Origin of the sequence: Rosistilla carotiformis (assembly GCF_007753095.1) — a bacterium.
In the GTDB taxonomy this organism is placed as follows: Bacteria; Planctomycetota; Planctomycetia; order Pirellulales; family Pirellulaceae; genus Rosistilla; species Rosistilla carotiformis.
The window spans coordinates 6,052,508-6,076,421 of record NZ_CP036348.1 but is presented as its reverse complement, the minus strand read 5'-3'; the positions used below and the strand labels follow the sequence as shown (position 1 = coordinate 6,076,421).

Genomic DNA, 23,914 nt, shown 5'->3' with positions numbered 1-23,914 from the left:
CTGAGGAAGTTTGCTGAACAGGTCTGCTTTTCGGGGGATAAGAAAGATGTCAATGTTTGAACGTTCGAGTCGGGCCGAAAACGAACTGAAATGGGCAAAGATTTGGTTCAAGCAAATGGCCGCTTTCCATCATCGGTCTCCTGAAGAGGATTGGGCATTCACGGCGGAGGATGTGATCGCGTATTCGCGTAGCAAGCTTGAACAGGGGACTCCCGCTTGGAAGCGTTTGAAGTTGGTGGAAGGTTTGATGAGCTACCGAAAGCTGGTGCAGGAGCGTCCGCTTGGTGATCTGTTAGCTGTTCGATCGAAGCTTCAGGAAATTGTGGTGCGCGAACGGGTCGATTCGGATGCGGTTCCCACGATAGAGGACTTAGTGGGCAGGATCGATCCGCGCGAGCCCGACGTGCTGCAAGAGTACCGGCGAACGCTGCGGTTGCACGGTTTAAAGTATTCGACCGAGCGGGCCTATGTGGGAAAGTTAAAGGCTTTCATGCACGACCGCGGTTTGCGCTGTCACAAAGATTTCGAGCGGATTGGTGGCGCGGATGTAGAGGCGCATTTGACGGATTTGGCGGTCGACGGGAACGTCGCGCCATCAACGCAGAATCAAGCGTTTCACGCGTTGCTATTTCTCTTTGAGCATGTCTTTCATCGAGAGATCGGTCGGATCCAAGCGATTCGTGCGAACAAGGGAAAGCAGATTCCTACGGTGATGAGCCGCGAAGAGGTGGAAGCGGTTTTGAGGGAGTTGCACGGTGTTGGGTTGGTGATTGCCAAGTTGTTGTACGGATGCGGGATGCGAATTAGCGAAGCAGTTCGGCTGAGGATCAAGGATCTCGATTTTGCAAACGCATTGATCGAGATCCATCAATCGAAGGGAGGCAAGTCGCGGATCGTGCCGATGCCGCGGCATTTGGTCGAACCGTTGCAGCGGATGGTCCGATCTCGGCGGATTGTCCATGAGCAGGATGTGGCAGAAGGGATTGCTTCGGTCTGGTTGCCGCACGCTTTGTCGAAGAAGTATCCTAAGGCTGCACAAGAATGGCGTTGGCAGTTCCTTTTCGCGTCGGAGCGATTATCACGTGACCCATTGACCGGCCAGCGGCACCGCCATCATCTGCACCGCGACACCTTTCCCGCTCAATTGCGACAAGCTGTCGATCGAACCGGTCTCACCAAAGCCATCACTTCGCATACGTTTCGGCATTCGTACGCGACGCATTTACTGTTGGAAGGAACCGATATCCGCACGATCCAGGAGTTGCTGGGGCATAGCGATTTGAAAACGACGATGATCTACACGCATGTTGTCAATCGTCGCGACATTGTTGTGGTCAGCCCGTTAGATCGGTTGTCCCCTGCTAACGCGGTCGCCGCGCCGCCTGAACCGTCTCCTCCAGGGGCGGATGGTCTTGTTTCGCTTTCCAGCGGCGTAGGCCTATCGGAACCGGGCGAGACGAGTCCTGTCGCGGAAGTTGAATCCCTCGCACGTTCCCCGTCTGCATTTTTGCGTGTTGAGCGATCGATGGTCTTGCGGGCCAGAATGGTTCGCAATTGGGTTGGGCGTTGGCGGTGGTTAGGTCGGATCGCTGGTTCGCACGCGCACCATGGTTCGGGGCCATAAGACGAAGCGAACGCTGCGGATTCCGGTGCCAGCAGGAAGCCGGAAAGGTTTCAGTCGCGTTGCTCTTGGATGATTTCCGCAGCGCCTTGCTGCAGCAGTTCTTCGGCCAGTTGTCGCGCGAGCGTCATCGCTTCTTCGGGTGGCGCGACGCCGTGGGTGTAGAGTCGTTGCTTGCCATCGCGGGAGACGACGACGGCGTCCAGGTGCAGTTGCCCCGAGACGATTCGGCCGTAGGTGCCGATCGGTGCCAGGCAGCCACCTTCGAGCGTTAGCATCAGCGTCCGTTCGGCGGTGACCGACGCGTGGGTGTCGGGGTCGTTCAGAGCCGCCAGAGCGGTGCAGCAGAATCCGTCGTCGGTGCGGATTTCGATTCCCAGTGAACCCTGCCCGGGGGCCGGCAGCATCTTCTCCGGCGATAACGATTCGGTGATCCGCGTATGCATCTCCAGCCGCTGCAAGCCTGCTTCGGCCAGGATGATCGCGTCGTATTCGCCCGAATCGAGCTTTTCGAGTCGCGTTTCGACATTGCCGCGGATCGAACGGACTTCGAGATCGGGACGCAGGTGGCGCAGCTGCGCCTCGCGGCGGCGGCTGCCCGTGCCAACGATCGCTCCCGCTGCCAGTTCGTCCAGTTTCTTGTCGCCACGGCTGATCAAGCAGTCGCGAACCGGAGCGCGCGGCGGAGTGGCGATCAGAGTCAATCCGGGCGTTGGCGCGGTCGGAAGATCTTTCAAACTGTGGATCGCCACATCGGATTCTTCCGCCAACACCGAACGTTGGATTCCTTTGGTGAACATGCCGACAGCCGATGCGCCGTCGATCGGGCGTTGATCGACATCACCCCGCGTCGTCAATAGAATCAACTCGACCTGATGTCCGGCTTCGGTCAGGCGATCGGAGACCCAATTCGCCTGCCACAAAGCGAGTGGACTTTGTCGAGTTGCTAGTCGGATGGTGCGCGGAGTTTCGGATGTCATCAAATATCGCCTTAGGCTTCGATTTCGAGGATCACTTCGATTTCAACGGCGATGCCGCCAGGCAATGCGTTGGTTCCCATCGCACTGCGAGCGCCAACGCCAAACTCTTCGCCAAAGACTTCGCGGAACAGTTCGCTGAATCCGTTGACGACAGCCGGCTGTTGGTCGAACGCATCGGTGCAGCGAACCAGCGCCAGCGCTTTGACCACGCGTTTTACGCGATCCAAGCTGCCCAAATTGGCTTTGATCGATGCCAACAGGGTCAGTCCGACCTGACGCGCCGCGGCATAACCGGCTTCGAGATCCATGTCTTCGCCCAGTCGGCCGACGATCAGGTTGCCATCGGGTTTCAGAGGACCGTGTCCCGACAGGTAGGCCATGTTGCCCACGATGACGCAAGGCTTGTAGACGCCAGCTGGTTTGGGAGCTGGGGGAAGTTCCAGGTTCAGTTTTTCCAAATTCGCTTCGGCACTCATCGTTGATTCCTAGATCGTCGGGAAGTTTTTGGGGTTGGATAAATAGGTGGGAAGTTCGTCGGAACGTTTCCGTGGGGCAGCGACGCCCATCGCGGGGGCTTTTGCTGGCGGTTGGGAATCGCGTTCGGACGACGAACAGCTTAACGACTTTGCCGTCGTTTGCGAACTGCCGCGCGCCAAACCCATCCCGCTTCGCAGACCACCAACAGCGGAAAGAGAGCGAAAACCAAGGTCAAACCGTAGTAGAATGCCCAGTCGGCGCGAGCTGCCGAGGCGCCGGTCATCGCGATCCGAACGACGCCCATCGGCAGGGCGCAGATCGCTGTCAGGATCATCAGGGCGGAAACGCCAAACCGCAACTGGCGGACTCCGTGTTGGCGATACAGCAATTTCGCCAGCTGGATGATCAGAATCGCTTGCAGGGCGAGATGTCCCAGGAACAGCAGGCTGGCCTTTGTCGCCGACGCATCGCCATTATAAGCGACCATTGCCGTGAAGCTTAGGTTCAACAAACCGATCGCCGCCACGGCGACGACAAACCGTACGCGTCGCGCGGCGGGGTTGTCGTTGCTGGTGCGATCACGCGGAGGGTGCGTCGCTGCCTTTTCCGTAAACATCGTTGGGGTCCACCAAGCGTGAATCGGCGACCTTCGCCGTGCCATCGGTTTGAATCGCGCGATAGAAACAGCTGGCAAAGCCGTCGTGACAGGCGGCTCCCGTCTGCTCGACGCTCAACAGAATCGTATCGGCATCGCAGTCGACGCGGATCTCGGTCACGCGTTGACGATGACCGCTGGTCTCTCCTTTGCGCCACAACTGGCCGCGGCTGCGACTCCAGTAGGTCGCTTGCCCCGTCTCAAGCGTCTCTTGCCACGCCTGGGGATTCATCCAGGCGAGCATCAAGACGCGGCCGCTGTCAGCATCCTGAGCGATTGCTGGCAGCAGGCCATCGACGCCGCGCGAGAAGTCAGGGATGGCGGGGGCGTCGGTCATTGGAGTTCCTCGAGCAGGGATCGCAAGCAAGTCAATCTATTGAAGCACGGCGGTGGCATGCTTGGCAAACAGGCCCCGCAGATCCTTTTTGTACGTGTTGAGGATCTGTTGGCCAAGCCCTTCATGATCGCCACAGCGGTACAACGCTCGGGCGAGGATGATTTCGCGGAGCGGTTGGCTGCGGGTTTCGTTCCCCGAAGTGCTGGCCGTTGCGTTGATGTCGGTGATCGCGTGCCCCATCATGCCCGGCTTTCGCAACAGCTGCGCCAGTGGCTCGGCCGCTTTCGGATCGCCGATCGTTTCCAACGCCATCGCGACGGCGCGGTGATGCGAGAACTCCTTCGACGCATCCAACTGGTTCACCTTTTCCAGGATCGTCGCCAGCGCGTCGTCGTCTCCCGATTTCCCCAGCGCGATGATGTGCGAATCGAGTCGCGAGATGCTGCCGCCGTATTGGCCCATGCCGCGGAAGTTCCAGCCTTCATCCCACTCCGATTTCCGAATCAGATCGGCCAACACGTCGCTGCCGGTCGGGTCGCCGAGCATTCCCAACAGGTTCGCATAAACCACCTTGTGCTCGTCGTTGTCGGCGGCCGCAAAGGCGGTTCGCAGCTGCGGCAGGGCGGCTTCGCTTTGATCCAGGATCACCGAGAGGCCACGATAATCGTGGACAACCGATTCGACGGCGGCCGCGAGCACGTCTGCGGCGGCCGGCTGCGAATCCTGGTGGCTCAAGACCTCCGATTCCAGCGAGCCGATTTCGACAAGGTGCTTTTGCAATGCGCTGAGGTCGATCGAACGGGTCGATGAGTTTTCTTCCGCCGCCATCGAGGCCGCGATGCCGGCCGCATAACCTTGGTTCTGCACACAGGGTTGCATTCGCAGGATCGGCATCGCGTCGCGGTGGGCACTGATGCCCAGCCCGGTAACCAAGATGCCATCGAGATCTTTTGGCAACAGCGCTCGGTAGGGGACCGGCACGGTCATCTGTTTCTTGTCGGGGAAGTTGATCAAGAAGACGGGATGGACGGTGTAGCCGTGTGTGTCGAAGTTGCTCTGGTGCATCGCGATCGTATCGGAATACTTTCGCTGGTTCATCAGATCTAGGGGCGTGATGAAGACTTCGCCCGCGATCCGCCGCCGCTCGCGCGAATCGATAAACGGCGAGATGTCGTAGCTGTTTTTAAACTTGCGTCGCGCCGAGACGATCATCCGCCATTGATCGACAGGATCGGAATCGTCCGAGAAGGAGTAGTCGGTGTTGGTGTAACCGGTTCCGAGGGCTCGCGGCGACAGCCCGGTCCCTTGCATCGCCACGTGATCCGACGATGTCGTGATCGTTTCGGCCCCCGCGGCTGCGGCGACGTCGGCGTTGCCCGTCGAATCGACGACCGTTTTGGCCAGCACGACGCCGCGGCCGGTTGGCGTTGCGACGACAACGCCTTTGACAAATTCGCCGCTCACCAGCGTGCCGACGCCAAGGGTCGAGAACCAGATATCGCACCCGGCGGCGCGGACTTCGCGACGCCAGTACTCCCGTTTGGTCACGGGATTCCAGCCGCCATGCCGCTTCGGTCCGCCCAACGCGGCGACCCCCTTATCGACTTCGGCTGTAAATCCCTTGCGATATCCGTGGTAATAACTGCTGATCAGGCCCAGCGTTCCCACGCCTCCCAGGTGATCTTGATATTCGATAACCAGTGTTTTCGAACCCCGCCGCCCCGCGCCGATCCCGGCGGGCGCTCCGCCGGTGCCGCCGCCAACGACCACGACGTCGTAGGTTCCCAGGATGGGCAGACTGCGCTCGGGAGAGTTGACCGTTGGCAGATCTTCATCGGTTGGCCGGGCACCTTGCAGGAATTCGCGCACGTCGACCAATCGGCTGGCGCGTGCGTCGATGCTGCTGGCGACAACGATCTCGCCGCTTGTTGGTTTGTTTTTTGCCGCTGCGTAGGCAGCTTGCCCGACGCGTTGTCCCAAACGGATCAGGTTCAGGGGGCGCATCAAATCGTGAGCCGCAGCTCGCGAGACGCCGGCGGCGCCACCGAGAACATAGATCCGGTCCAAGCCGTCGGGCTGGCATGCTTTTAAATCCAGAGTGGCAGGATCGAACGAAGCATCGTCGGCCGCGATGCGGGCAACGATCGGATCGGGGGGGATTTGGAAGGCGAAGTCGGATTCATCGACCAGCTGAGCCGAGAAGGTTGCGTCGCGGAGCTGTTGTTCGGCAGCGGCGAACGAGGCGAAGCTGCCATCGGGCATGTCGACTTCCATCGTCACGACCTGCAATTCATGCAGTCCATCGCGCGTCCCAAATTCGACGCCGGGAGAGGTCAGCGTCATGCCAGGCTGTGGCTCCAGCTCGCCTCCGACGATGACGCGTTGAAACGTCTGTCGACCGCTGGGATAGGGAAGGCATTTGGCGCCGGCAATTCGAGCGGTGGTGCCTCGCATCGTGGCGTCGATGATCACCGGCGCTTTGACGGCTTGGCGGCCAGCGCGGTTGGCCATCACGATCCCCGCCAGTTGCCCCTGCTCATCGCGCAAGACGTCGGTCACGGGGGAACCGTACAGGAATTTGACGCCGGCATCGATCAAGGCTTGGTCCAACGCATACTTCACCTGCATCGGCGTGGGAGCTTGTCGCTTCGTTGTCTGTTTGGTCTCAGGCTGATCTTCCAGGATCACCAATTCCCCCAACAGCATCCGTTCGGACTGCTCTGTCTTTTGCACCGTGACTTTGATGAAACGGCAGGGCTGTTTGATCGGCAAGGGGAGGTCGACGCCATTGTTTTCGTTGACGCCGCCATCGAGCTGGTTGTTGGCGACGACGCCGAGGTCGCGCCACAGTTTGCCGTTGGGAGAGGTCCAGACCTGCATCTGAGCGACTTCGAAGACGCCGGTGCGTTGATAGGCCAGCAGATGGAGTTCCTTGACGCGTTTGAGCCCTTCGAGTTCGGCGACGATCGTGACCGTGTCGTTGAACTGAAGCGAATCGTTGACGGCGTTGCCCATCCGACCATCGGTCAGCCGCGATGCCGGTTTGGTCTCGGCGTGGGCGCGATCGGCGGCGATGTCGGCTTCATATTTAAACGGCAAGCGGCCAGCCCACAGGCCCGGTCTTGGAGCGACATCGAACAGCTTGTGTTCCAGCGGCGAGGCGGGCTCTTCGCCCGGTTCCAACCACAATCGCAGCGTGCCGGTGACATCTTCGCCAAGATAAGGTCGCGGTGCGGCGAGGAAGACCGACGCGCCTTGTTCGGCAGCGGCGATCGCGGCCGAGACGGCTCCGGTCGTTCCGCCCACGACCACGACGTCCGCCTGGTAGGCGATGGGCAATTGGCGCTGCGATTCAATGATCGATGTTTCCGCGAAAACGGACCGCGCGCAAGCGATCCAACAAAGCAAGGCGATCGAGGTGCGATAGTGCTGCATGATGGAAGGTTTATCGATTGGGGAAAGGATGGATGCGTTGGGAAGTTCCGGCGGGCTGGATTTTCAAGCTGGAACCGCTGAGGTACAGTCGGTCTGCCTGAGTGCGTTTTTAAACGTTCGAGTGTCCGAGTCGATTTATGGTAGACTGCAGGCCCGCAATCGCCGACTTTTCGGCTTTCATTTTGCCCGCCATTATGATGCAAGACACTTCCCCAAACAAGCAATTGCCGGCGAAGAGCCTCGATACCGCATGACCGAACTACCGATCGTTGAACGCCCGACGCAAAAGCGTCCGGGAAGACTTCAAACCGCCGCCCTGCATTCCTACCGTGTGATCTTGTTCCTGGTGATTATTGCGGCGATCCATCAGCAGCATCGTTGGTATGTCGCGCAACAGCGCGGCGATCGAGTGCAGGCGTTGGTCGTCGATCAGGTGACGGAGTTGTTTCCCGATGCCAAATCGCTGGGGCCGTGGGATCCCGATCATGGCGGGCAAACGGTGTTGGATGCCGACGAAAAAGAGTTAGGCTTTGTCGTTCAGACGTTTCCCGAAGCCGACAGAGTGATCGGATTTTCGGGCCCGACCAATACGCTGCTCGCCTTTGGGCCGGACAAACGGATTCTCGGGATGTCGGTTTTGCACAGCGGCGACACGCGCGAGCATACGCGCGACGTGGTCGAGAACGAAAGGTTTATGACCAGTCTAAACGGGCTGAATTGGCAAGCGGCCAGCCAGCCGCAGGTCGATGCGGTCTCCGGCGCGACCTTGACCAGCCTGGCGATCATCGACGGGATCGCGCGGCGGTTGGGCGGGGCGAATCCATCGTCGCGGTTTCCCGAGCTGATCACTGTCGAGGAAGCCAAGGCGTTTTTTCCCGAGGCGACCGGTTTAACCGACGATCCGCAGAAACCGAGTTTGCAGATCGTACAAGACGCTCAAGGGACGGAGCTGGGCAAAGTGCTGAGGACTTCACCGCACGCCGATAACATGATCGGATACCAGGGCCCGACTGACACTTTGATCGCGTTGGATCCCGAGCACCGGATCGTCGGGGCGGCGATCCGACACAGTTTCGACAACGAACCGTACGTGCGGTATGTCAAAGAGGATGAGTACTTCTTCAATATCTTCAAAGGGTTTTCGCTAGCGGACATCGCGGAGCTGGATGTTGTCGACGCGGGGATCGAAGGGGTTTCGGGAGCGACCAAAACGAGCACTCAGGTCGCCGAAGCGTTGATCCACACGGCGGCGGAGGTGCAGGCGGAACAACCGATCGTGGTGGCCGAACCGCCGCGTTGGTACGATTTTTCGCCGCGAGATTACGGCACGGCGATCGTTGTCCTGCTGGCGCTGCTGCTGGCGCTGACCCATCTGCGAGGCAAGCGTTGGTTGCGGATCGGATTCCAAGTCGTGTTGATCGTCTATTTGGGATTCATCAACGCCGACATGGTCTCGCAAGCTTTGTTAGTCGGCTGGGCTCAGAACGGCGTCGCTTGGCAGGTCGCACCCGGCTTGGTGCTGCTGACCGCGGCAGCATTGGCTTGTCCGATCTTCACCGGACGGCAGGTCTATTGCACGCATCTGTGCCCCTTTGGTGCAGCTCAAGATTGGCTGCGCCGCGTTCCGCTGCGAGCGAAGTTTCCGCGTTGGATCGACCGTACGCTGCGTCTGCTCCCCGCGCTCCTGCTGATCTTTGTCGTAGTGGTGGCGATGATGCATCTGCCGATCAGCCTGGTCGGGATCGAGCCGTTTGATGCGTTTGTGATCCGGATCGCCGGCTGGGCGACGCTGAGTGTCGCGGTGGTTGGGCTCGTCGTGTCAGCTTTTGTTCCGATGGCTTACTGCCATTACGGTTGCCCGACCGGAGCGATGCTTCGCTTTCTGAGATGGCACGGCGGCAGCGGTCGCTTTACACGCGGCGATCTGTTTGTCACCGCGCTGGCTGCGGTGGCGATCGGGATCTATCTGAGTTGAGATTCGCAGGGTTCTTCGTTTAACCGCGTGGGCAACGGGCCGCGCGTTGGGGCTGCAACGGAGGGATGCGCGCGGTCGGCTAAAGCCTTTACTCCAGCGCGCGGTCGGCTAAAGCCTTCACTCCAGCGCGTTGTCGGCTAAAGCCTTTACTCCAGCACGCGGTCGGCTAAAGCCTTTACTCCAGCGCGGGGGCGGCTTGGTCGGAGAGGAACTTGGTTATTTGGTCGACGATCTGGTCGGGCGTTTTATCGCTGACGTCGATCCGCAGATTGCCGACTTCGCGATACAGCGGCTCGCGCGCCTCCATCAACTGACGCACCTCTTGCAGCATCGGATGTTCGGTCAAGCTGGGGCGGCGGCTGGCGCTGGTGGCATCGGCTTCGATCCGCTCGACCAGGACTTCGGGACGGGCGTCGAGCCAGATCGCCTGGCCAGTCTGGGCGATCACTTTGCGGTTCTCCGGTCGCAGGTGCGCTCCGCCCCCGAGTGCGATCACTTGCGGCGGCGTCTTGCTGAGCGCTTCGATCGCGGCGGTCTCTCGGTCGCGGAACCCCGGTTCGCCGTGGGCTGCAAAGATCTCGGCGATCGAGACTCCCTCGCAGCGTTCGATCTCGTCGTCCGAATCGATCCAGGTGCAACCGATTTTTGCGGCCAGGAGGCGAGCGACCGACGATTTGCCCGAGCCGCGATAACCGATCAAGTAGAGATGTTTTGAATTCAACAAGCGAGTTTACTTTCAGGCAGGTGTTGGGGGGGCGATCCCGCGTCGGACGCGGTCGATCATTTCGCGTATCGTTTTGTCGTCGTAACCGATCTGTCTGCTGACCTTGCGAATCGTACGGATTTCATAACTGGAGAGCGAGCCGTCGGCCATCGCCAAGCGAATCAGGTTTTGCAAGTGATCGTCGTTCGATTCCGCGGCCGCTTCGGTCCCCCGATTCTGCTTCGCACGCTGAATCATCGCATCGCATTTCGCTTTGTCCCAGCCGTGTTTGCGAGCCCACTGGGACAACACTTTTGCTTCGCTCGTGTCGAGTTTGGCGTCCGAAAACGCCAGCTGCGCCAACTCGAGGAACTCTAGATCTTTCAGCTCTTCATCGCTCAGCTGGTGGCCGTACTGTTGGTCCAGGTCCTGTTTGAGGATTTGCTGTGAGGCTTTGCCGCGTTTGCGAATCCAGTAGATGAGGGCCGCGATTCCGGTCACGATCGCTGCCAGAACGAAGGGGTGGGAGGCGAGATAGCCGCTGACGATTGTCAGCAGTGCCAGCGGCAGACCGATCAGCAGGGCGACCAGGAACATTCCCGATTCGGCGATCGGACCGATCACTGGAATGTGGAACAGGAACCCGACAAACGTCGAACCGAGGATCAGCGTTCCGACCACGACTGCGGCGGTGCCGATCGCGCGGACGATCCATTTCACCCGTTGGATATGGGACTTCATCGACGCCAAAGCGGTTTGGCGATCCCCGGCGACGATGTAGTGAAGGTTCCCCGAGTCTTGGATGATCTGATTGATGAACCCACGGCGTCGGTGCGATTGGTCGGCGACGCCTCGTCCCGCCGCGGACTTGCCAAAATAGGTTGCCACCGCGGGGACGGGAATTCCGGTGTAACGGACCCGTTCATCGCCTAGGTTGTCCGAACGATTCTTCGACAGGTAGAAGTATTCGCCTTGCGGCTGCAGACGCAAGTTGGTGCCCGCTTGAGAAAGGGTGAGACTGCTGGGGGAGATGGGGTTGTAGGCGTCGACGAATTCGATCAACTGGCTATCGACCGGCAGCTCGCCAACCCGATATTCCGACGGGTGCAGCGAAGTCGACGAACATTGCTGATGAATGCCGCTGTTGCGCGAATTGCTCTCGACGCTGCTCATCCATTTCATCGACCAGCGAACTTGATCGTCATCTTTGTCGCGGTCCCAGCAATAGACTTGGGCGCTTCGCGCGACGATCAGGTAGCCGGTGAACGAATCGACGTATTTGCCGGAGTAGGTTAATTCAGGATCCATCGAACCGGTCAGGGAGAAGTTTGATCCCGGTTTCGCATCGGCGGCCGTACCAACTTCGGTCGTCTTCGCGGCTGCTTTGTAGTAGTCGAACCGCGTCTCGTTGCACCACAGTGCCGCCATGGCAGCGAGCATCACGACGGGACCAATCACAATGCCGCCCCAGCGGCTTTTTTCTTTTCGAGCCATCGTGGCACCTGTCTTATCAATCGGGAGGTCGACGCCGGCCAACAGCGTTGGGATGCCGTTCGCCTATCTCTAGGGTTCAATACGTAATTGCAAGCGGTTTTGGCGATGGTCGTATCCGACGATACTTCCTTCACCGCTCCACGGACGATCGGTCGCTTGGTCGAACTCATCGGCCAGGGAACGCGGAATGAACATCGTGACCGGCATCACCGGGTCGATCGTTTGGCCGATCACCACGTGTCCATCGGGATAGGCGTGCGTCTTGCTGCTACTGCTGTAGAGTTCGCGGCGCTGCGGAATCAGATTCAACTGCATCGGCAGATCGCGGACGGCATCGACGATCCGGTCGACCTGCCGGTCGTCGTCGATCACCGATTGGATCATCTCCAACGTCGCTGCGAACGTCACGTCGGGTTCGTCCCCGGCCGTCGTGGTCGGCTGCGTCGAGACGCTCCCGCCGTTGTCGATCGTTTCGACGGAGGCTGCCTGGACAAGTTCCTTCGACGGTGCCAGTTGCATCGCAAGCGAATCGTTCCAGTCGGGCCAACGGGGGATATCGATGCAGATCTTCGTTTCCCAGAGGATCTGATTCGAACCGAGATTCATCGTGAAGCAAGGCTCGTTGGGCAGTTCCAGTTCCAGCGGAATCCGCGTCTCTTTGTTCCCGGGCAGGGTGCGGATATCGTCGACCAATTTTCCGCCGCGGAACAGTTCGTGGCGATGCGTTCGTCGGTTGCTGCCCGAACCCGAGACGCAGACCTCGGTGCCAGTTACCGTCCAGATCACGGAATTGATCGGGATATCTTTTTGAGGATGAACGCGAAGCGTCGCCCGAAGGGTTTCACCCGGTTGGAAGCTTTCTTGATCGAGTGTGTATTCGACTTGTCCCAGTAGTTTCTTTGGCAGGTACTTTTTGAAGAACCACCAGATGCCGGCACCGATTCCAATCGGGATCCCAAAGATCCAAAGCATTGGGTTGAGCAGCATGAACAACACAAAGACCACCAGCAGGATCTTCACGATTCCGCCGATGACGGGACTGGTCACGGTGTTTTTCTCGACCAGGCCCGCATTGGGGGCGGTGGAGCTGACGACCTGATAAGGTCGCGATTCCTTTGGATCGAATGCCCAAGGGATATCGGCGGTCGCGTGGACGTAGTGGTCGACGCTCAGGAATCTACCGTGATAGGTGGGAGGCCAGGACGAGACGGGCAGGTCGAAGCGGTAGCGATGCTCTTCGCCGCTGCGCCATTGTCCTTGGAACAGCACCTCGGAGTGTAGATCATGCGAATCGATGTTGCCGCGGCCGTGCGTCGCCCAGCCACTGCGCACCTTCAGCCCTTTGCACTGGACGTCGTCGTCGGCGCGAACAACGACGGTGCCGCGGATGCGGTCGTTGGACGTGTAGAGGCGGTCGGGTTCGTCGAGTTCGATTGCCAAGCTGCATTTTGCCATCAGCCGACTCCAATCTGCTGTTGAAAGCGTTCATATAAATCGAATTCGATCGCGCGGATATCGCTGCCATGGCGTGTCATCCAATCGGCTGCCTCGGTTTCGCTGATTTGCGGAATCGGGCCGCTGCGAAGTCGGGCCAGCTGAATTCGACGGTTGAGCATTTCGGCTAGTCGTTCTGCCGTGAGATCTTGCCCCACATGATACGTCCAGACGCGGTATCCTGCACGCCGTAGGGGGCCGGCTAAATCGACATGCGTTCCCAGCACCAAACCGCCGCCGCGGGCGAAGACCCGCCGTCGCACAAGCCAAGGCAGTCGTTGGACTTCGTCGATCAGCAGCGGTTGGCCGTGTGGAATCGGCGGGCAGCGTTCGTCTTCGGGCAGATAGACGTAGGCCGCCGCGGGGGCTTGAGCCGCGATCGACAACAGATGCGTCGTCTTGCCGCGACCACAGTCGGCTATGAACTGCAAAGCCGTTTGCGGTTGCTGCAGTCGATCGATGCAATCGGCGACATCGACCACGGCGGCGCGCACGCGGTCGTCCCGCGTCAGTTCACCAAACGGATTGCGGAGCAGGTTCATCGCCGCAAAGGGTTGCCAATCCATCGGATCTACAGTTCCCATGCCTTCATCGGCGACAACAGTTCTTGACGCGTCAGATCGAATTTCAGCGGCGAGACCGTAACAAATCCTTCCGCCAACGCGTTGAGGTCGGTGTTGTGGTCGGTCGGTGCGGGGGGCGGATCGACGGTGGCCCAGTAGTAGTCGCGGTTGTTGGGGTCCTGGCGTTTGATGTACTGGCTGCCGTAATGCCCGATGCCCATCGGGACGACACGCACTTCCGCCGGCTGACGCGTCGCTGCGGTGGGGATGTTGATGTTGAACAACCCCGCTTTGGCTTCGTCGCGGGCGACGATCTTCATCACGATCTCGCGGGCGATCTCGGCGGCGCGGTGAAAGTCGGCATGGGGATCGTATTCGAGCGAGACGGCGAAGCTGGTGACGCCAAAAAAGGCGGCTTCGATCGCGGCGGCAACCGTTCCCGAATAGAGGACGTTGATACCAGCGTTCAGCCCGCTGTTGATGCCGCTGATCACCACGTCGGGGCGATGTTCGCAGAGTTCGGAAATGCCCAGCTTGACGCAATCGGCCGGCGATCCGTCGACAGCAAACGCGCGTCGGTCGTTTTCGCGGAAGACTTCTTTATAGGTCAGTGGAGTCAGGTAGGTGATCGAATGCCCGACGCCACTCTGCTCGGTCGTCGGCGCGCAGGTTTGGACATCGCCCAGCGGCGTGAACTCTCGTTCCATCGCCTCCAACCCCGGCGCGAAGATTCCATCATCGTTTGTTAACATAATACGCATCGTTGATCAGCTCCTTGTGTTATGCAGAGCAACCTAGCATCAATGTTCTCGATTTTGAACAGGGTGCCGCGAGCGCGTTGTGTGGCCATGGCCCCTGCCGCTTTGCTTGTCAGGGTCCCGGGCAATCGGTAATCTTAATGCGATTCGTGGCTGCGGGCTGCGAGGACGCTCGCCGATCCAAAACTACCTTGGCTCCGGGCCATTTGCGACCCGTCGGTTGACGGCGTCCGACATTTCATCGCCCCAAGGTTCCTCGTCGTGAGCAAACTCGATTTTTCGTCGCGCAATTGGTTGGTAGGGATCTGGATCGCGCTGGCGGGATATTTGGTCGTGGCGTTGCAGGTCACCGGTCGCTTGCTTCCTGAGCAGGTCCCCGATTCGCCCAGCTATCTCGAGTTCCCCTTTGATTCGGTCGCGGCTGCGTTACAGAGTACTCGCACGCCGGTCTATCCCGCGATTCTGGAACTGTTTGAGTCGACCGGGACGATGTCGCTGGTGCCACACTTTCAGTTGCTGGTGCATCTGATCGCTTGCGCGATGTTGGCCCTTGGGTTCTCCAGAATTGGGATCCCTCGTTGGCAGACGTTTCTGATGGCGGCGGCGGCATTGCTGAGCATCACTCTCTGGTTCAACGTCAACCTGATCTCGACCGATTCGCTGGCGGTCTCGATGAGTCTGATCACCTGCAGTCTGCTGCTGATGTATTGCAGCACGCGATCGCTGCGGCTGCTGCTTGCGATCAGCCTGATGTCGATCCTCACCATTCTGTGCCGTCCGGCGTATCTATTCCTAGTCGGCTTTTTGCCAGCCGCGGCGGCATTGATCTGGCGGGACGAGGGGCTCGCTTGGATGCCAACGATGCGTCGGTGCGGCGTCTTGTTTTTTGCAAGCCTGGCCCCGGTGTTCGTCTATTCGCTGATCAGATTAGTCGTCGTGGGGCAGTTTGGTGTTGTCGCGTTTGGCAGCCAGAACCTCGCCGGCGTCACGGTACAGTTCATGGATCAGGGAATCGTCCAGCAGCTGCCTGCCGATCAGCAGGCGTTCGCGCAACATGTGCTCGATTCTCGCATCGATTGGTATGCGCAGCATCCCGCGTTGTCCGAAGGGATGGGGTACCAAACGATGGAGGACCGTTGGAACGCCATGATTTACGAAGTGGTTGTCCCGACGGCCAGCCGCGAATTTGGTGACAGCGTGCTGCGGCAGCATGAGGAGATCTCGAGCTTGAATCGCGAGATCATCATGCGTAAGCCGATCGCCTATGCGATTTGGATCGTCAAAGCGGTGCGGCAGACGGTGCGCATCACCCTGGCTCACATCGGTTTGCACCCACCATTTTTCGTCTGTTTGCTGGTGGGGACGGTCGCGTTGATTCTGTTGCCCCTTTGCCGTCGTGACGCCGATCGCAGCGTTTTGGCGATCCTGGTGCCTGAAGAGGTCACACGAGCGAACGTCTTAACGCTCGCATTCGCTTTGCTCTACTGTGTGTTGGGGATGATTCCGGTCATCCTCACCTCCGCTCCGCTGGGCCGCTTTGTCGATGCGGTGACGGTCCTGATTCCGGGAGCGGTCGCGGTTTTGCTGTCGCATCATCTGGCCAGTGTGCTCCGCAACTATCGAGGCAGCTAAGCCTAGAGGATCTCTCACAACATTCGCCTCTGCGAAAGCTATCCGGCAGCGGGCGAAGATTCACAAAAGTTTCATCGAACGCGGCGTTTACTGTTTCGTTGGGCAGGAACGTACCGTTCCTGATTCGCCTATACTGATGTGTGCTTTGGTCGCATCGGGCGTTTGTCCGATGCGAACCGCGAATCAACCGTCGGCCCAACTTTACGGAGGACGCTCGGATGAGTATTCGTTGTGCAGAGAGACTGCCGGTCGCAAAACAGATCGCGTTGATCTCGGAGTCCGCTGTTTTGTGCGATAGCTTGGTCGATCGAGCCCGCCAGCGATCGGTCGGCCTGTCGCATGTCGTGTCGGTCGGAAAGTTGTTGGGGACGACGCTTGTCGATTATGTCCTCCGCGTCGCCGCCGATCCGGAGACCGATGCGATTGGGATCTGCGTCGATTCGATCGACGATGTCGCGGCGCTGATCGAAGCGGCGGAGGAGTGTTCCGGTCGCAAGCCGATCGTGATCTATACGCCGAAAACTTTTTGGGCGTCGGCACGCGACACGTTTCATGAGGAAGTCTGGTTGGACCGCGACCGGATGGATGACGCTGTGTTCCGAAAATGCGGCATGGTTCGAGTCGCGGCGCCGGAGGATGTTGTTGATGCCGCGGCATTTCTATCGCGAAAGCCACGTGTGTCAGGGGCTCGTGTTGCGATCATTACCAATGCCAGCGGGATCGGTCGGGTTGCTGTCGAAGCGATGCAAGATCGCCGCAGCGTGTTGGCGGAACTGGAGCCGTGCACCATCGAATCACTAAAGCGTCTGCTTCCCGAGCACAGCGAGATCGCAAGCCCGTTCGATGGCACTGACTGTTCCGCCTCGCATCGGTTTGCCGATGCTGTCGGTTGCGTCATGGAAGACGGAAACGCGGATGTGGTGCTTGTGCTCTGGAGCCCTTCGACGTCCACTGATCTTGGCGAAGCGGCTACGCTTTGGATCGATCGTTGCCGCGATTCGACGAAGCTGGTGTTGGCGGTGGTGATGGGGGAGGCTGGGGCGACGGCGGTTGAGCCGTTGTTGCAAGCTGCGGGCATCGCAAGCTTTCGATCGCCGCAACAAGCGATCATGGCACTCGACTATCTATTGCAACCGCGAGGCCACCGCGAGTATTCGGATCAACCGGCCCGCAGTTATCAGCTGCGCAGCGATTGCAGTCCGCTGATCGTGCAACAAACGCTATCCGACGCGGTCCGGGATTCGATCGAAACAATGGCGGAAGATGCATCGAAGCGAGTGCTGAGCGCTTACGGCATTCCGGTCGCTGAATCGCTGCGGGCGGGGAGTGTCGATGAGGCGGTCGCTTGTGCCGAAGTGCTTCGTTATCCGGTGGTGTTGAAGATCGTCTCGCAGCAGATCGCACACAAGACCGATGTTGGAGGCGTGGCGTTGCACCTGCATGACGCATCGGAAGTCCGGGCTGCGTTTTGCGGATTGATGCGTTCGGCGAGGCAACACGCTCCCGATGCGATCGTGCCGGGCGTGACGGTCCAGCCGATGATCGATTCACGCGATGCGTTTGAATTGATCGTGGGAGGCTTCCGCGACCCAGCGCTGGGACCGATGTTGATGTTGGCGACCGGCGGGATCGCTGGCGAAGCGTTGCACGATACGGTCTTTGAGTTGCCGCCGTGGAACACTCCAATCGCCCGCGGGATGATTCGCTCGTTGAAGATCTGGCCGTTGATGCAAGGCGTTCGCAATCGCGCGGCGATCGATGTCGATTCGCTTGTCGACGTGATGTTGCGGACGGCGCAGATGCTTACCGATTGCCCGGAAATTCGCCAGCTGACGATGAACCCTTTGCTCGTCTCGCCACACGGTGCGGTCGCGTTGGACGCGCGGATTCATGTCCGCCGCGTTGCCTAAGATGCGTGCGACGCGATCAAAGATCCATCTGGTCCAGTTCATCGATCAGCGATTCCATCGCATCGTCCACCGCGTCGTGCGGTTCGTCGTGGTGATCGTTCCGCCCCAGAGCGACATAGCGCTCGGCCGTCGATGGACTCTCCGCAGCAGGCGGAGCGGGCTGGGATGTCGGCGGCGACGAGGGTGTCACCGGTGGAGCCGCCTTTTTGGGGCCGGGTGCCGACAGGCCAATCTGAACGGTTTTGTTCGCTCGGTTGGCCGAGCAGGCTTTGATCTGTGCGATCGCGTCGTCGATCGATTTCAGTTTCGTGAGGTCGATAAAGTAGACGCCGCGGCAGGATCTTAAAGGCGGGTTTCGGTCGCCCGCATGGGCGGCGCGACGGGCGGCGATGCCGAGCGCCTGCAAATTTCGCAAGCTCTCCTCGGGGGCGTGCCAGCCGAGTAGGATGAAGTCGCTGGTTATGCGTTCGAGCATGACTTGGTCGGTCGAATTGCCTTGCAGCTGCTGCATTGGTCCGATCAGCCGAACGTCAGCTGCTTCGTCGAGCATCAGCCGCGTGACGAGCTTCTCTTCCAGATCGCGATGAGCTTGGTTTGCGCCAGCGGCTTGGCTGACGACGACGGGCATAACAATAGGCATTGCTGGTTTATTCGCGGAGCGAGACAACTCGAGGGGACTGTGCACGAAAGGTTGCGCGGCACCAAAAGGAATTCCGCAGCGGGCTAGCGAGACGCGAGCGCCTCGGCTTGATACCAATCATACATGGCGAACCACAGCTCGCGGAGGTTGCCGTCGAGATCATCCCAGATTTGGTCGATGAAATCATGGGCCGCAGCGATCCGCCGGGAATCTTCGCTCAGTAGTTCGCTGGCCAGTTGTTTGGCTAGGTCGATCGTTGCGGCGGTGCGATGCAATTCGCAAAACCCGGGAAGCGGGGCGTGGGCGGTCGCCAGGCAACGGATGCGGCGCAGGCGGCAGATGAGCAGTAACGCCTGGAGGCGGAAGCTGTCCAATTGTTCCAGCCCGTCGACGATCAGCAACGATCCGGCGGGCTGGCGAATCGCCCAGCGAATGAAGCCACGCGTCGGATCGCCGATGCGGAGCGTCTTGTTTTGGATCGAGGTGAAGTCGTCCTGAAGTATGCCGCTCAGATGCGCTACAAGAGTCGATTTGCCCGAGCCGTGAGGGCCGATGATCGCCGAGCCGACAGCGGATTGAGATCGAAGTTTGTCGGCGAGCGATTCGAGATCGACACCGGTTTGATCGAAGCGAAAACGAAGCGCGGCGGGACGTACGCAGCGGCTTGAAAACGGATTGGTCGGCTGGCGCCAAGCGGCTTGCCGATCGTGCGGGCTAGGCGTCGCTGTCGGCATAACCAAGGAAAAACGGCTGTTGCCAAACGGTGTCGTTTTCATTGGGAAGGAAGATTCGCAATCGGACGCACCAACGGATTCGCAGCAGTTGTCCGTCGTAAGTCAGCGGGCTCATCGGTAGGGCGGTGACCAGCGAGTGTTGATAGCTGTCGCCCAGTTTACGCAATTGTTCGCCCGAGACGCGGACAAAGTGGTGGACGGAAAAGTCTTCGTCACCCTTGCCTTCGGTGTACCACAACACAGAAGCTTCGACACTTTGGATTTCATCGAGCCCAATCCGACCAATCCGCCAATTGCACTCGAGCAGGTCGCCAGGGGCGTAGACACCCTCTTCGCGATCCAGCTGGATGCTGATCATGGGTTGGTTGCGGTTGTTGCGCCGTGGGGTAGCACTACGACCGGGAATCTTCGGAAGTACGATGGCCAAGGGGAACCTTCTCCGTGGATGACAATCCACCAACTGATCGAATTGTGCGGGCTCTGAAATGAGTGCATCGCACTTGGTGGAACTGCTAACGTGAATTTTTGCTCCCAAGGCTGGTTGGGGTCAATGGTTATTTTGCTAATAGCAAGCACAATTTCTTCAAAAACAGGATGTTTCTCGGTTCGGACGTCGGTACCTTGCCGGAAAGTGGATAACTCCTCACAGACTAGTTTAGCCTGGAAAGATTTGAGGGCGGCGCGTCCGTATTGGGCTACGTAGACTTCGCATGTCTGACCGGGTTGTAACGGATGGTTGCTGATCTCGACGATTGTCAGGCCGATGCCAGCGGATTTCTTCAGTTGGATGATGAAGCGGCGGAAGGTCCAGATCCCCGCGGCACTGATGGGCACGATCAATATCGTCAGCAAAACACGCGGCTGGCCTTCGACGATCGATACGATCGAGACTCCCAGCAGCGACAGCGCACATCCGTTCCAAAGGAAGGCCAAGGCGGCCGTTGCGGCAAGATTCCAGACCGGTGACGCGATCGTTGGCAAACGATAGGCAAGCTGTGTGCCAGGGCTTTCGGTGATCCGATTTAATTGGGGCACATTGGGTAGGTCGACTTTGCCCAATTTATTGCGTGGCATCAATTCGAGCCCAGCGGCCCGTTTAGCCAACGCGCTGCGGCGTTCATGACTCGCCCCCACGCCCAGGATCCGGTAGGTCACGCCGCTGGTCCCCAGGAAAATCAGGGAGATCGAGGCGATCAGAAGAGTCCAGAATCCGAAGCCGGGTGTGACGGGGGCTTGGTCGGTGGCGAAGGTGACGATCGCGATGATCAGTCCAAACCCAAAGGATCCCAGCAGAAACAATCCCGCAAAAAAGAGGGTTTCGCCAACGGTTCCCCAGATTTCCCATCCCGAACGCCGGCTGCCACGTTTTTTATTAAGAAGGCGAGGCCAGCGGATCATCGGTGTGTCGTGGGGGTGATGGAGTGGGGACGTGGCAGCGCGGAACATCGGTCACTGGCCGCCTCGAATGGTTCGGTCTGCTGTATCATATCAATACTTTCCCCACCGTCTCGAACCCCTCGACACAAAATGTGCATACAACAATTCCTTCCAATCGATGTTGCGAGTTTACCGCCATCGTGTGGTTTTAAAACTTGGACTGCCCCGAGATGGATGGCTTTCGTCTTGGCCCTCGCCTTTACTCCCTCGCTTCACGCAGGCGATTGGCCGCAGATTCTTGGTCCCGAGCGGAATGGGATCGCGAGCGATGCGGGGGATGGTTTGTGGCAACAGACGCCTCGAATCGCCTGGCAGATCCCTTGTGGGTCGGGATATTCCGGAGTGGCCGTTGTCGACGGGAAGGTTTTTTTGTGGCACCGAGTCGATGACCAAGAGCGACTCGATTGCTGTCGTTTGAGCGACGGCCAACAGCTGTGGCAGGCGGAGTTTCCGGCGACCTACGGCGGTGGATTTAACAACGACCGCGGCCCGCGATGCGTGCCGGTGGTCGATCGCGGGACGGTGTATGTCTACGGGGCTGCGGGAGATCTGCACGCCGTCGCCGCGTCCGATGGCAAACCGATCTGGTCGCGAACACTGCGCCAGGACTATGCCGCCGAAGACGGCTACTTTGGCGCCGGCAGCACGCCGATCGTCAGCGGCGATACGGTTGTCGTGGCGGTGGGTGGCGATGAGGGGCATGGGATTGTCGGCTTGGATCGCAAATCGGGCAAAACCGTTTGGGCGGCAACCGATCTGACAGCCGACTACGCTTCGCCGATCGCTTTCGACGCAACGACAGTGATCGTGCCGATGCGTTTCCAAACCGTGGTGCTGAACGCGGCCGATGGCGAGATCGTTTTTGAGATTCCGTTTGGACAGCGCGGTCTGAACGTGATCGGTGCGACGCCAACGCGGGTGGGGGAGTTGTTGCTGTTGAGTGCCAGTTATCGGATCGGAGCGGAATTGGTCGATCTGTCGAAGCGTCCGCCGGAGGTCGTGTGGAGCGGCGATGATATTTTGAGTAGCCAATACAATTCGGGAATCGTCCGCGACGGCTACGTCTACGGAATCCATGGACGCGAGGATATGGGGGCGGCGACGCTGCGATGTATCGAACTGGCGACCGGCAAGGTCCAATGGTCCGAGGAGGATTATGGCGTGGCGCATTTGATCGGCGCCAGCGATCGGTTGATCGCGCAGCGGACCGATGGGACGCTGGAGTTGTTTGCTGCGGATCGGACGAAGTTCCAATCGCTCGGGAAGTTGGAACTGCCGCCGGGAACCTACCGCGCGCTGCCAGCATTGTCGGGCGGCAAGTTGATCTGCCGGATGAGCGATGGCGAGCAGAGCAAGTTGCTTGCTGTCGATCTGGCGGCCGGTGGGGCCGATCAGAAATAATACCGGTCGTGTCGGTGGTTATCGTCCGCAAGGCGTCGAGCTTTTTTGAAGTGCGGTCCAGACGTGTGCGGTGGGACCTCGGCAGACGTTCCGTTGCGGTTCTGCTATCTATAATGAGGAAGTCCGGGAAACGCATCTCGCACAACGGCGTCTCTTGATGTTATTGTCAGCAGGATCAAAGGTCTGCTGCCGCTCCACTGGAGGGGCGTGTCACTCCCCCATGCCGCCTCTCGGGCAACCATCCTGTGTGGCGAGACGATCCCCTTAGCTTTTACTTTCATTTATGTACCGCACGCTCTTTTTTATCCCTCACGAATTTGCTGGCATTCCACTGTTTGGCTTTGGCTGGTTGCTGGGAGCGATCGTGTTGTATGCGATCGCGATCACGATCTTTTCCAGCCGCGATCCGGCCCGTCGTTCGGAACTTTACAGCACGTTGGGGATGTGCGCGATCGCGGCGGTTGTCGTTGCGGTGGTCTTTCCCAATGTCGAGATCCGCAACCAAGCGGGCGAACCGATCGGGATGGCAATCCGCGGCTATGGCTTCATGATGCTGTTGGGGGTTAGTGCGGCGGTGGGTTTGGCGATCGTCCGTGCCCGCAAATATGGGATGGGATCCGAAACGATCATGTCGGCCGCGCCGTGGTTGTTTGTGCTGGGGATCTTAGGAGCACGTGCATTTTATGTCATCGAGTATCGCGACCGGTTCGAGCACGAGAGCATGCTGCAGATGTTGCGATCGATCGTCGATTTCACGCGTGGCGGGATCGTGGTGTACGGTTCATTGATCGGCGGGTTTGTTGGGCTGGTCCTCTTTTGTCGTCGCCATAGTCTGCCGTTCTTTCGGATGGCCGACATCATCATTCCGTGCGTCTTCATCGGTCTGTTCTTCGGCCGCATGGGATGTGTCATGAATGGGTGTTGTTATGGCGGTCGCTGCGAACCAAGTGCTTATTCGATGCAGTTCCCCAAGGGGAGTCCTGTCTACGAGGATCAGGCACGCTCGGGCGATCTGTTGGGACTGGTCGTCGATTGGGGAGATAGCGACAAATCGGATTCGGCGCGGTTGGGGAAGATCGTCGAAGTCGTGCCGGCGTCGCTGGCTGCGGAGGCGGGAGTGGAACCGGGCGGAGAGGTGCGGATTCAGTTGGAACGCCCAGCTCCCGAGGATGCCGATTTGACGTTGCCGATCGACGATACAAGCGGTCTCGGGATCGCGATGTTTGTCGATGGAAAGACCTATCGGTGGAAAGCCGACCAATTGCCCCAGCAGGCGAACAGCGTCGCTCCGGCTCAACTGTACAGCAGCGTGCTTGGACTGGTGATGGCGGTTCTGTTGATGACGATCTCACCTTGGATTCGTCGCGAAGGGGTGTTGATGGGGATCGGATTTGCCGGGTATGCCGTCGTCCGCTTTGGGCTCGAATCGATCCGGTCGGATGAACCGGGCCAGTTTGGAACCGGGCTGACGATCTCGCAGTGGGTCAGCATCATCGTTTTCGTCGGTGCGATCGGGCTGTTGATTTATCTGTATCGACGACCGGTGAAAACGGCAGACCCCACGACGGTCACGGCATCTCCGTAAAGTTGGTCTTTGTGTGCTGAAAGGTGTCGTTAACGCTTGAATCTGCGGCCCTCTTGTGCCATTCTCTTGCTTTTCCAAAAGCA

The 23,914-nt window shown here is 59.3% G+C and carries 20 protein-coding genes; 6 read left to right on the top strand and 14 right to left on the bottom strand.

The genetic code is table 11. From position 1 onward, the window contains the following. The first annotated feature begins 52 nt into the window (after nt 1-52). On the top strand, nt 53-1,624 hold the full coding sequence (locus Poly24_RS22000; RefSeq protein ID WP_231753283.1) for an integron integrase: 1,572 nt from the start codon (nt 53-55) through the stop codon (nt 1,622-1,624). A gap of 50 nt (nt 1,625-1,674) precedes the next feature. Here the strand turns inward: Poly24_RS22000 and hemC are convergent, their stop codons facing one another. From hemC to Poly24_RS21975, 5 genes are all read right to left on the bottom strand, one after another. Then, nucleotides 1,675-2,601 carry a hydroxymethylbilane synthase gene (hemC, locus tag Poly24_RS21995; RefSeq protein ID WP_145100727.1) on the bottom strand — a complete coding sequence of 309 codons (927 nt, stop codon included), beginning with the start codon at nt 2,599-2,601 and terminating at the stop codon, nt 1,675-1,677. Nucleotides 2,602-2,612: 11 nt separating this feature from the next. Beyond that, complete coding sequence (locus tag Poly24_RS21990) at nt 2,613-3,077, bottom strand: RidA family protein (protein ID WP_145100724.1); 465 nt, start codon at nt 3,075-3,077, stop codon at nt 2,613-2,615. 140 nt (nt 3,078-3,217) lie between these two features. Continuing rightward, nucleotides 3,218-3,694, bottom strand: a complete 477-nt coding sequence (locus tag Poly24_RS21985) for a hypothetical protein (protein ID WP_145100721.1) — start codon at nt 3,692-3,694, stop codon at nt 3,218-3,220. Next, complete coding sequence (gene hisI / locus Poly24_RS21980) at nt 3,657-4,070, bottom strand: phosphoribosyl-AMP cyclohydrolase (RefSeq protein ID WP_145100719.1); 414 nt, start codon at nt 4,068-4,070, stop codon at nt 3,657-3,659. The genes Poly24_RS21985 and hisI overlap by 38 nt, the downstream gene beginning before the upstream one ends. Before the next feature lie 36 nt (nt 4,071-4,106). Continuing rightward, nucleotides 4,107-7,505 (bottom strand): FAD-dependent oxidoreductase, encoded by a 3,399-nt coding sequence (locus tag Poly24_RS21975; RefSeq protein WP_145100716.1) that lies wholly within the window; start codon nt 7,503-7,505, stop codon nt 4,107-4,109. Between the two features lie 250 nt (nt 7,506-7,755). On the opposite strand from Poly24_RS21975, the gene Poly24_RS21970 reads away from it, so the two are divergent. After that, a complete protein-coding gene (locus Poly24_RS21970) occupies nt 7,756-9,480 on the top strand; it encodes an FMN-binding protein (RefSeq protein ID WP_197452092.1) in 1,725 nt (574 codons plus the stop codon). A gap of 175 nt (nt 9,481-9,655) precedes the next feature. Here Poly24_RS21970 and Poly24_RS21965 read toward each other — a convergent pair whose 3' ends face one another. From Poly24_RS21965 to surE, 5 genes are all read right to left on the bottom strand, one after another. Further along, nucleotides 9,656-10,204: a shikimate kinase gene (locus Poly24_RS21965; protein WP_231753281.1), complete on the bottom strand. Its 549-nt coding sequence runs from the start codon at nt 10,202-10,204 to the stop codon at nt 9,656-9,658. A gap of 12 nt (nt 10,205-10,216) precedes the next feature. Beyond that, nucleotides 10,217-11,677, bottom strand: a complete 1,461-nt coding sequence (locus Poly24_RS21960) for a TMEM43 family protein (protein ID WP_145100710.1) — start codon at nt 11,675-11,677, stop codon at nt 10,217-10,219. 69 nt (nt 11,678-11,746) lie between these two features. After that, nucleotides 11,747-13,132 (bottom strand): vacuolar protein sorting-associated family 26 protein, encoded by a 1,386-nt coding sequence (locus tag Poly24_RS21955; protein WP_145100707.1) that lies wholly within the window; start codon nt 13,130-13,132, stop codon nt 11,747-11,749. After that, a complete protein-coding gene (locus Poly24_RS21950) occupies nt 13,132-13,737 on the bottom strand; it encodes a hypothetical protein (RefSeq protein WP_145100704.1) in 606 nt (201 codons plus the stop codon). The genes Poly24_RS21955 and Poly24_RS21950 overlap by 1 nt, the downstream gene beginning before the upstream one ends. Before the next feature lie 5 nt (nt 13,738-13,742). Continuing rightward, nucleotides 13,743-14,495 (bottom strand): 5'/3'-nucleotidase SurE, encoded by a 753-nt coding sequence (gene surE / locus Poly24_RS21945; protein WP_145100700.1) that lies wholly within the window; start codon nt 14,493-14,495, stop codon nt 13,743-13,745. A 258-nt stretch (nt 14,496-14,753) separates the two neighbouring features. Here surE and Poly24_RS21940 point away from each other — a divergent pair, with 258 nt between their 5' ends. Together Poly24_RS21940 and Poly24_RS21935 are read left to right on the top strand one after the other, a co-directional pair. Further along, nucleotides 14,754-16,124, top strand: coding sequence for a hypothetical protein (locus Poly24_RS21940; RefSeq protein ID WP_145100697.1), 1,371 nt, complete (start codon nt 14,754-14,756; stop codon nt 16,122-16,124). Between the two features lie 218 nt (nt 16,125-16,342). Continuing rightward, on the top strand, nt 16,343-18,034 hold the full coding sequence (locus tag Poly24_RS21935; RefSeq protein WP_145100694.1) for an acetate--CoA ligase family protein: 1,692 nt from the start codon (nt 16,343-16,345) through the stop codon (nt 18,032-18,034). A 16-nt stretch (nt 18,035-18,050) separates the two neighbouring features. Here Poly24_RS21935 and Poly24_RS21930 read toward each other — a convergent pair whose 3' ends face one another. The 4 genes from Poly24_RS21930 to Poly24_RS21915 all read right to left on the bottom strand — a co-directional run bounded on the left by Poly24_RS21930 (nt 18,051) and on the right by Poly24_RS21915 (nt 20,806). After that, nucleotides 18,051-18,674 (bottom strand): hypothetical protein, encoded by a 624-nt coding sequence (locus tag Poly24_RS21930; protein WP_145100690.1) that lies wholly within the window; start codon nt 18,672-18,674, stop codon nt 18,051-18,053. Nucleotides 18,675-18,757: 83 nt separating this feature from the next. After that, nucleotides 18,758-19,450 (bottom strand): hypothetical protein, encoded by a 693-nt coding sequence (locus Poly24_RS21925; protein ID WP_145100687.1) that lies wholly within the window; start codon nt 19,448-19,450, stop codon nt 18,758-18,760. Continuing rightward, nucleotides 19,389-19,766, bottom strand: a complete 378-nt coding sequence (locus tag Poly24_RS21920; protein WP_145100684.1) for a hypothetical protein — start codon at nt 19,764-19,766, stop codon at nt 19,389-19,391. Before Poly24_RS21920 ends, Poly24_RS21925 begins: the two co-directional genes overlap by 62 nt. Continuing rightward, the gene (locus tag Poly24_RS21915; RefSeq protein WP_197452091.1) at nt 19,763-20,806 is read right to left on the bottom strand and encodes a hypothetical protein; all 1,044 of its coding nucleotides are present in this window, start codon (nt 20,804-20,806) and stop codon (nt 19,763-19,765) included. The genes Poly24_RS21920 and Poly24_RS21915 overlap by 4 nt, the downstream gene beginning before the upstream one ends. Nucleotides 20,807-21,019: 213 nt before the next feature. Here Poly24_RS21915 and Poly24_RS21910 point away from each other — a divergent pair, with 213 nt between their 5' ends. Both Poly24_RS21910 and Poly24_RS21905 read left to right on the top strand, forming a co-directional pair. Further along, nucleotides 21,020-22,246 carry a PQQ-binding-like beta-propeller repeat protein gene (locus Poly24_RS21910; protein WP_197452090.1) on the top strand — a complete coding sequence of 409 codons (1,227 nt, stop codon included), beginning with the start codon at nt 21,020-21,022 and terminating at the stop codon, nt 22,244-22,246. Between the two features lie 283 nt (nt 22,247-22,529). Next, nucleotides 22,530-23,831 carry a prolipoprotein diacylglyceryl transferase gene (locus Poly24_RS21905; RefSeq protein WP_145100675.1) on the top strand — a complete coding sequence of 434 codons (1,302 nt, stop codon included), beginning with the start codon at nt 22,530-22,532 and terminating at the stop codon, nt 23,829-23,831. Nucleotides 23,832-23,914: the final 83 nt, after the last annotated feature.

What these genes read in the sequence shown, in the direction of transcription:
- hisI (WP_145100719.1), bottom strand. Translation starts at nt 4,070, where the DNA reads ATGACCGACGCCCCCGCCATCCCTGACTTCTCGCGCGGCGTCGATGGC.
- Poly24_RS21955 (WP_145100707.1), bottom strand. Translation starts at nt 13,132, where the DNA reads ATGGCAAAATGCAGCTTGGCAATCGAACTCGACGAACCCGACCGCCTC.
- hemC (WP_145100727.1), bottom strand. Translation starts at nt 2,601, where the DNA reads ATGACATCCGAAACTCCGCGCACCATCCGACTAGCAACTCGACAAAGT.
- Poly24_RS21970 (WP_197452092.1), top strand. Translation starts at nt 7,756, where the DNA reads ATGACCGAACTACCGATCGTTGAACGCCCGACGCAAAAGCGTCCGGGA.
- Poly24_RS21915 (WP_197452091.1), bottom strand. Translation starts at nt 20,806, where the DNA reads ATGATCCGCTGGCCTCGCCTTCTTAATAAAAAACGTGGCAGCCGGCGT.
- Poly24_RS21920 (WP_145100684.1), bottom strand. Translation starts at nt 19,766, where the DNA reads ATGATCAGCATCCAGCTGGATCGCGAAGAGGGTGTCTACGCCCCTGGC.
- Poly24_RS21985 (WP_145100721.1), bottom strand. Translation starts at nt 3,694, where the DNA reads ATGTTTACGGAAAAGGCAGCGACGCACCCTCCGCGTGATCGCACCAGC.
- Poly24_RS21905 (WP_145100675.1), top strand. Translation starts at nt 22,530, where the DNA reads ATGTACCGCACGCTCTTTTTTATCCCTCACGAATTTGCTGGCATTCCA.
- Poly24_RS21930 (WP_145100690.1), bottom strand. Translation starts at nt 18,674, where the DNA reads ATGCCTATTGTTATGCCCGTCGTCGTCAGCCAAGCCGCTGGCGCAAAC.
- Poly24_RS21925 (WP_145100687.1), bottom strand. Translation starts at nt 19,450, where the DNA reads ATGAAAACGACACCGTTTGGCAACAGCCGTTTTTCCTTGGTTATGCCG.
- Poly24_RS22000 (WP_231753283.1), top strand. Translation starts at nt 53, where the DNA reads ATGTTTGAACGTTCGAGTCGGGCCGAAAACGAACTGAAATGGGCAAAG.
- Poly24_RS21935 (WP_145100694.1), top strand. Translation starts at nt 16,343, where the DNA reads ATGAGTATTCGTTGTGCAGAGAGACTGCCGGTCGCAAAACAGATCGCG.
- Poly24_RS21950 (WP_145100704.1), bottom strand. Translation starts at nt 13,737, where the DNA reads ATGGATTGGCAACCCTTTGCGGCGATGAACCTGCTCCGCAATCCGTTT.
- Poly24_RS21960 (WP_145100710.1), bottom strand. Translation starts at nt 11,677, where the DNA reads ATGGCTCGAAAAGAAAAAAGCCGCTGGGGCGGCATTGTGATTGGTCCC.
- Poly24_RS21990 (WP_145100724.1), bottom strand. Translation starts at nt 3,077, where the DNA reads ATGAGTGCCGAAGCGAATTTGGAAAAACTGAACCTGGAACTTCCCCCA.
- Poly24_RS21910 (WP_197452090.1), top strand. Translation starts at nt 21,020, where the DNA reads ATGGCTTTCGTCTTGGCCCTCGCCTTTACTCCCTCGCTTCACGCAGGC.
- surE (WP_145100700.1), bottom strand. Translation starts at nt 14,495, where the DNA reads ATGCGTATTATGTTAACAAACGATGATGGAATCTTCGCGCCGGGGTTG.
- Poly24_RS21975 (WP_145100716.1), bottom strand. Translation starts at nt 7,505, where the DNA reads ATGCAGCACTATCGCACCTCGATCGCCTTGCTTTGTTGGATCGCTTGC.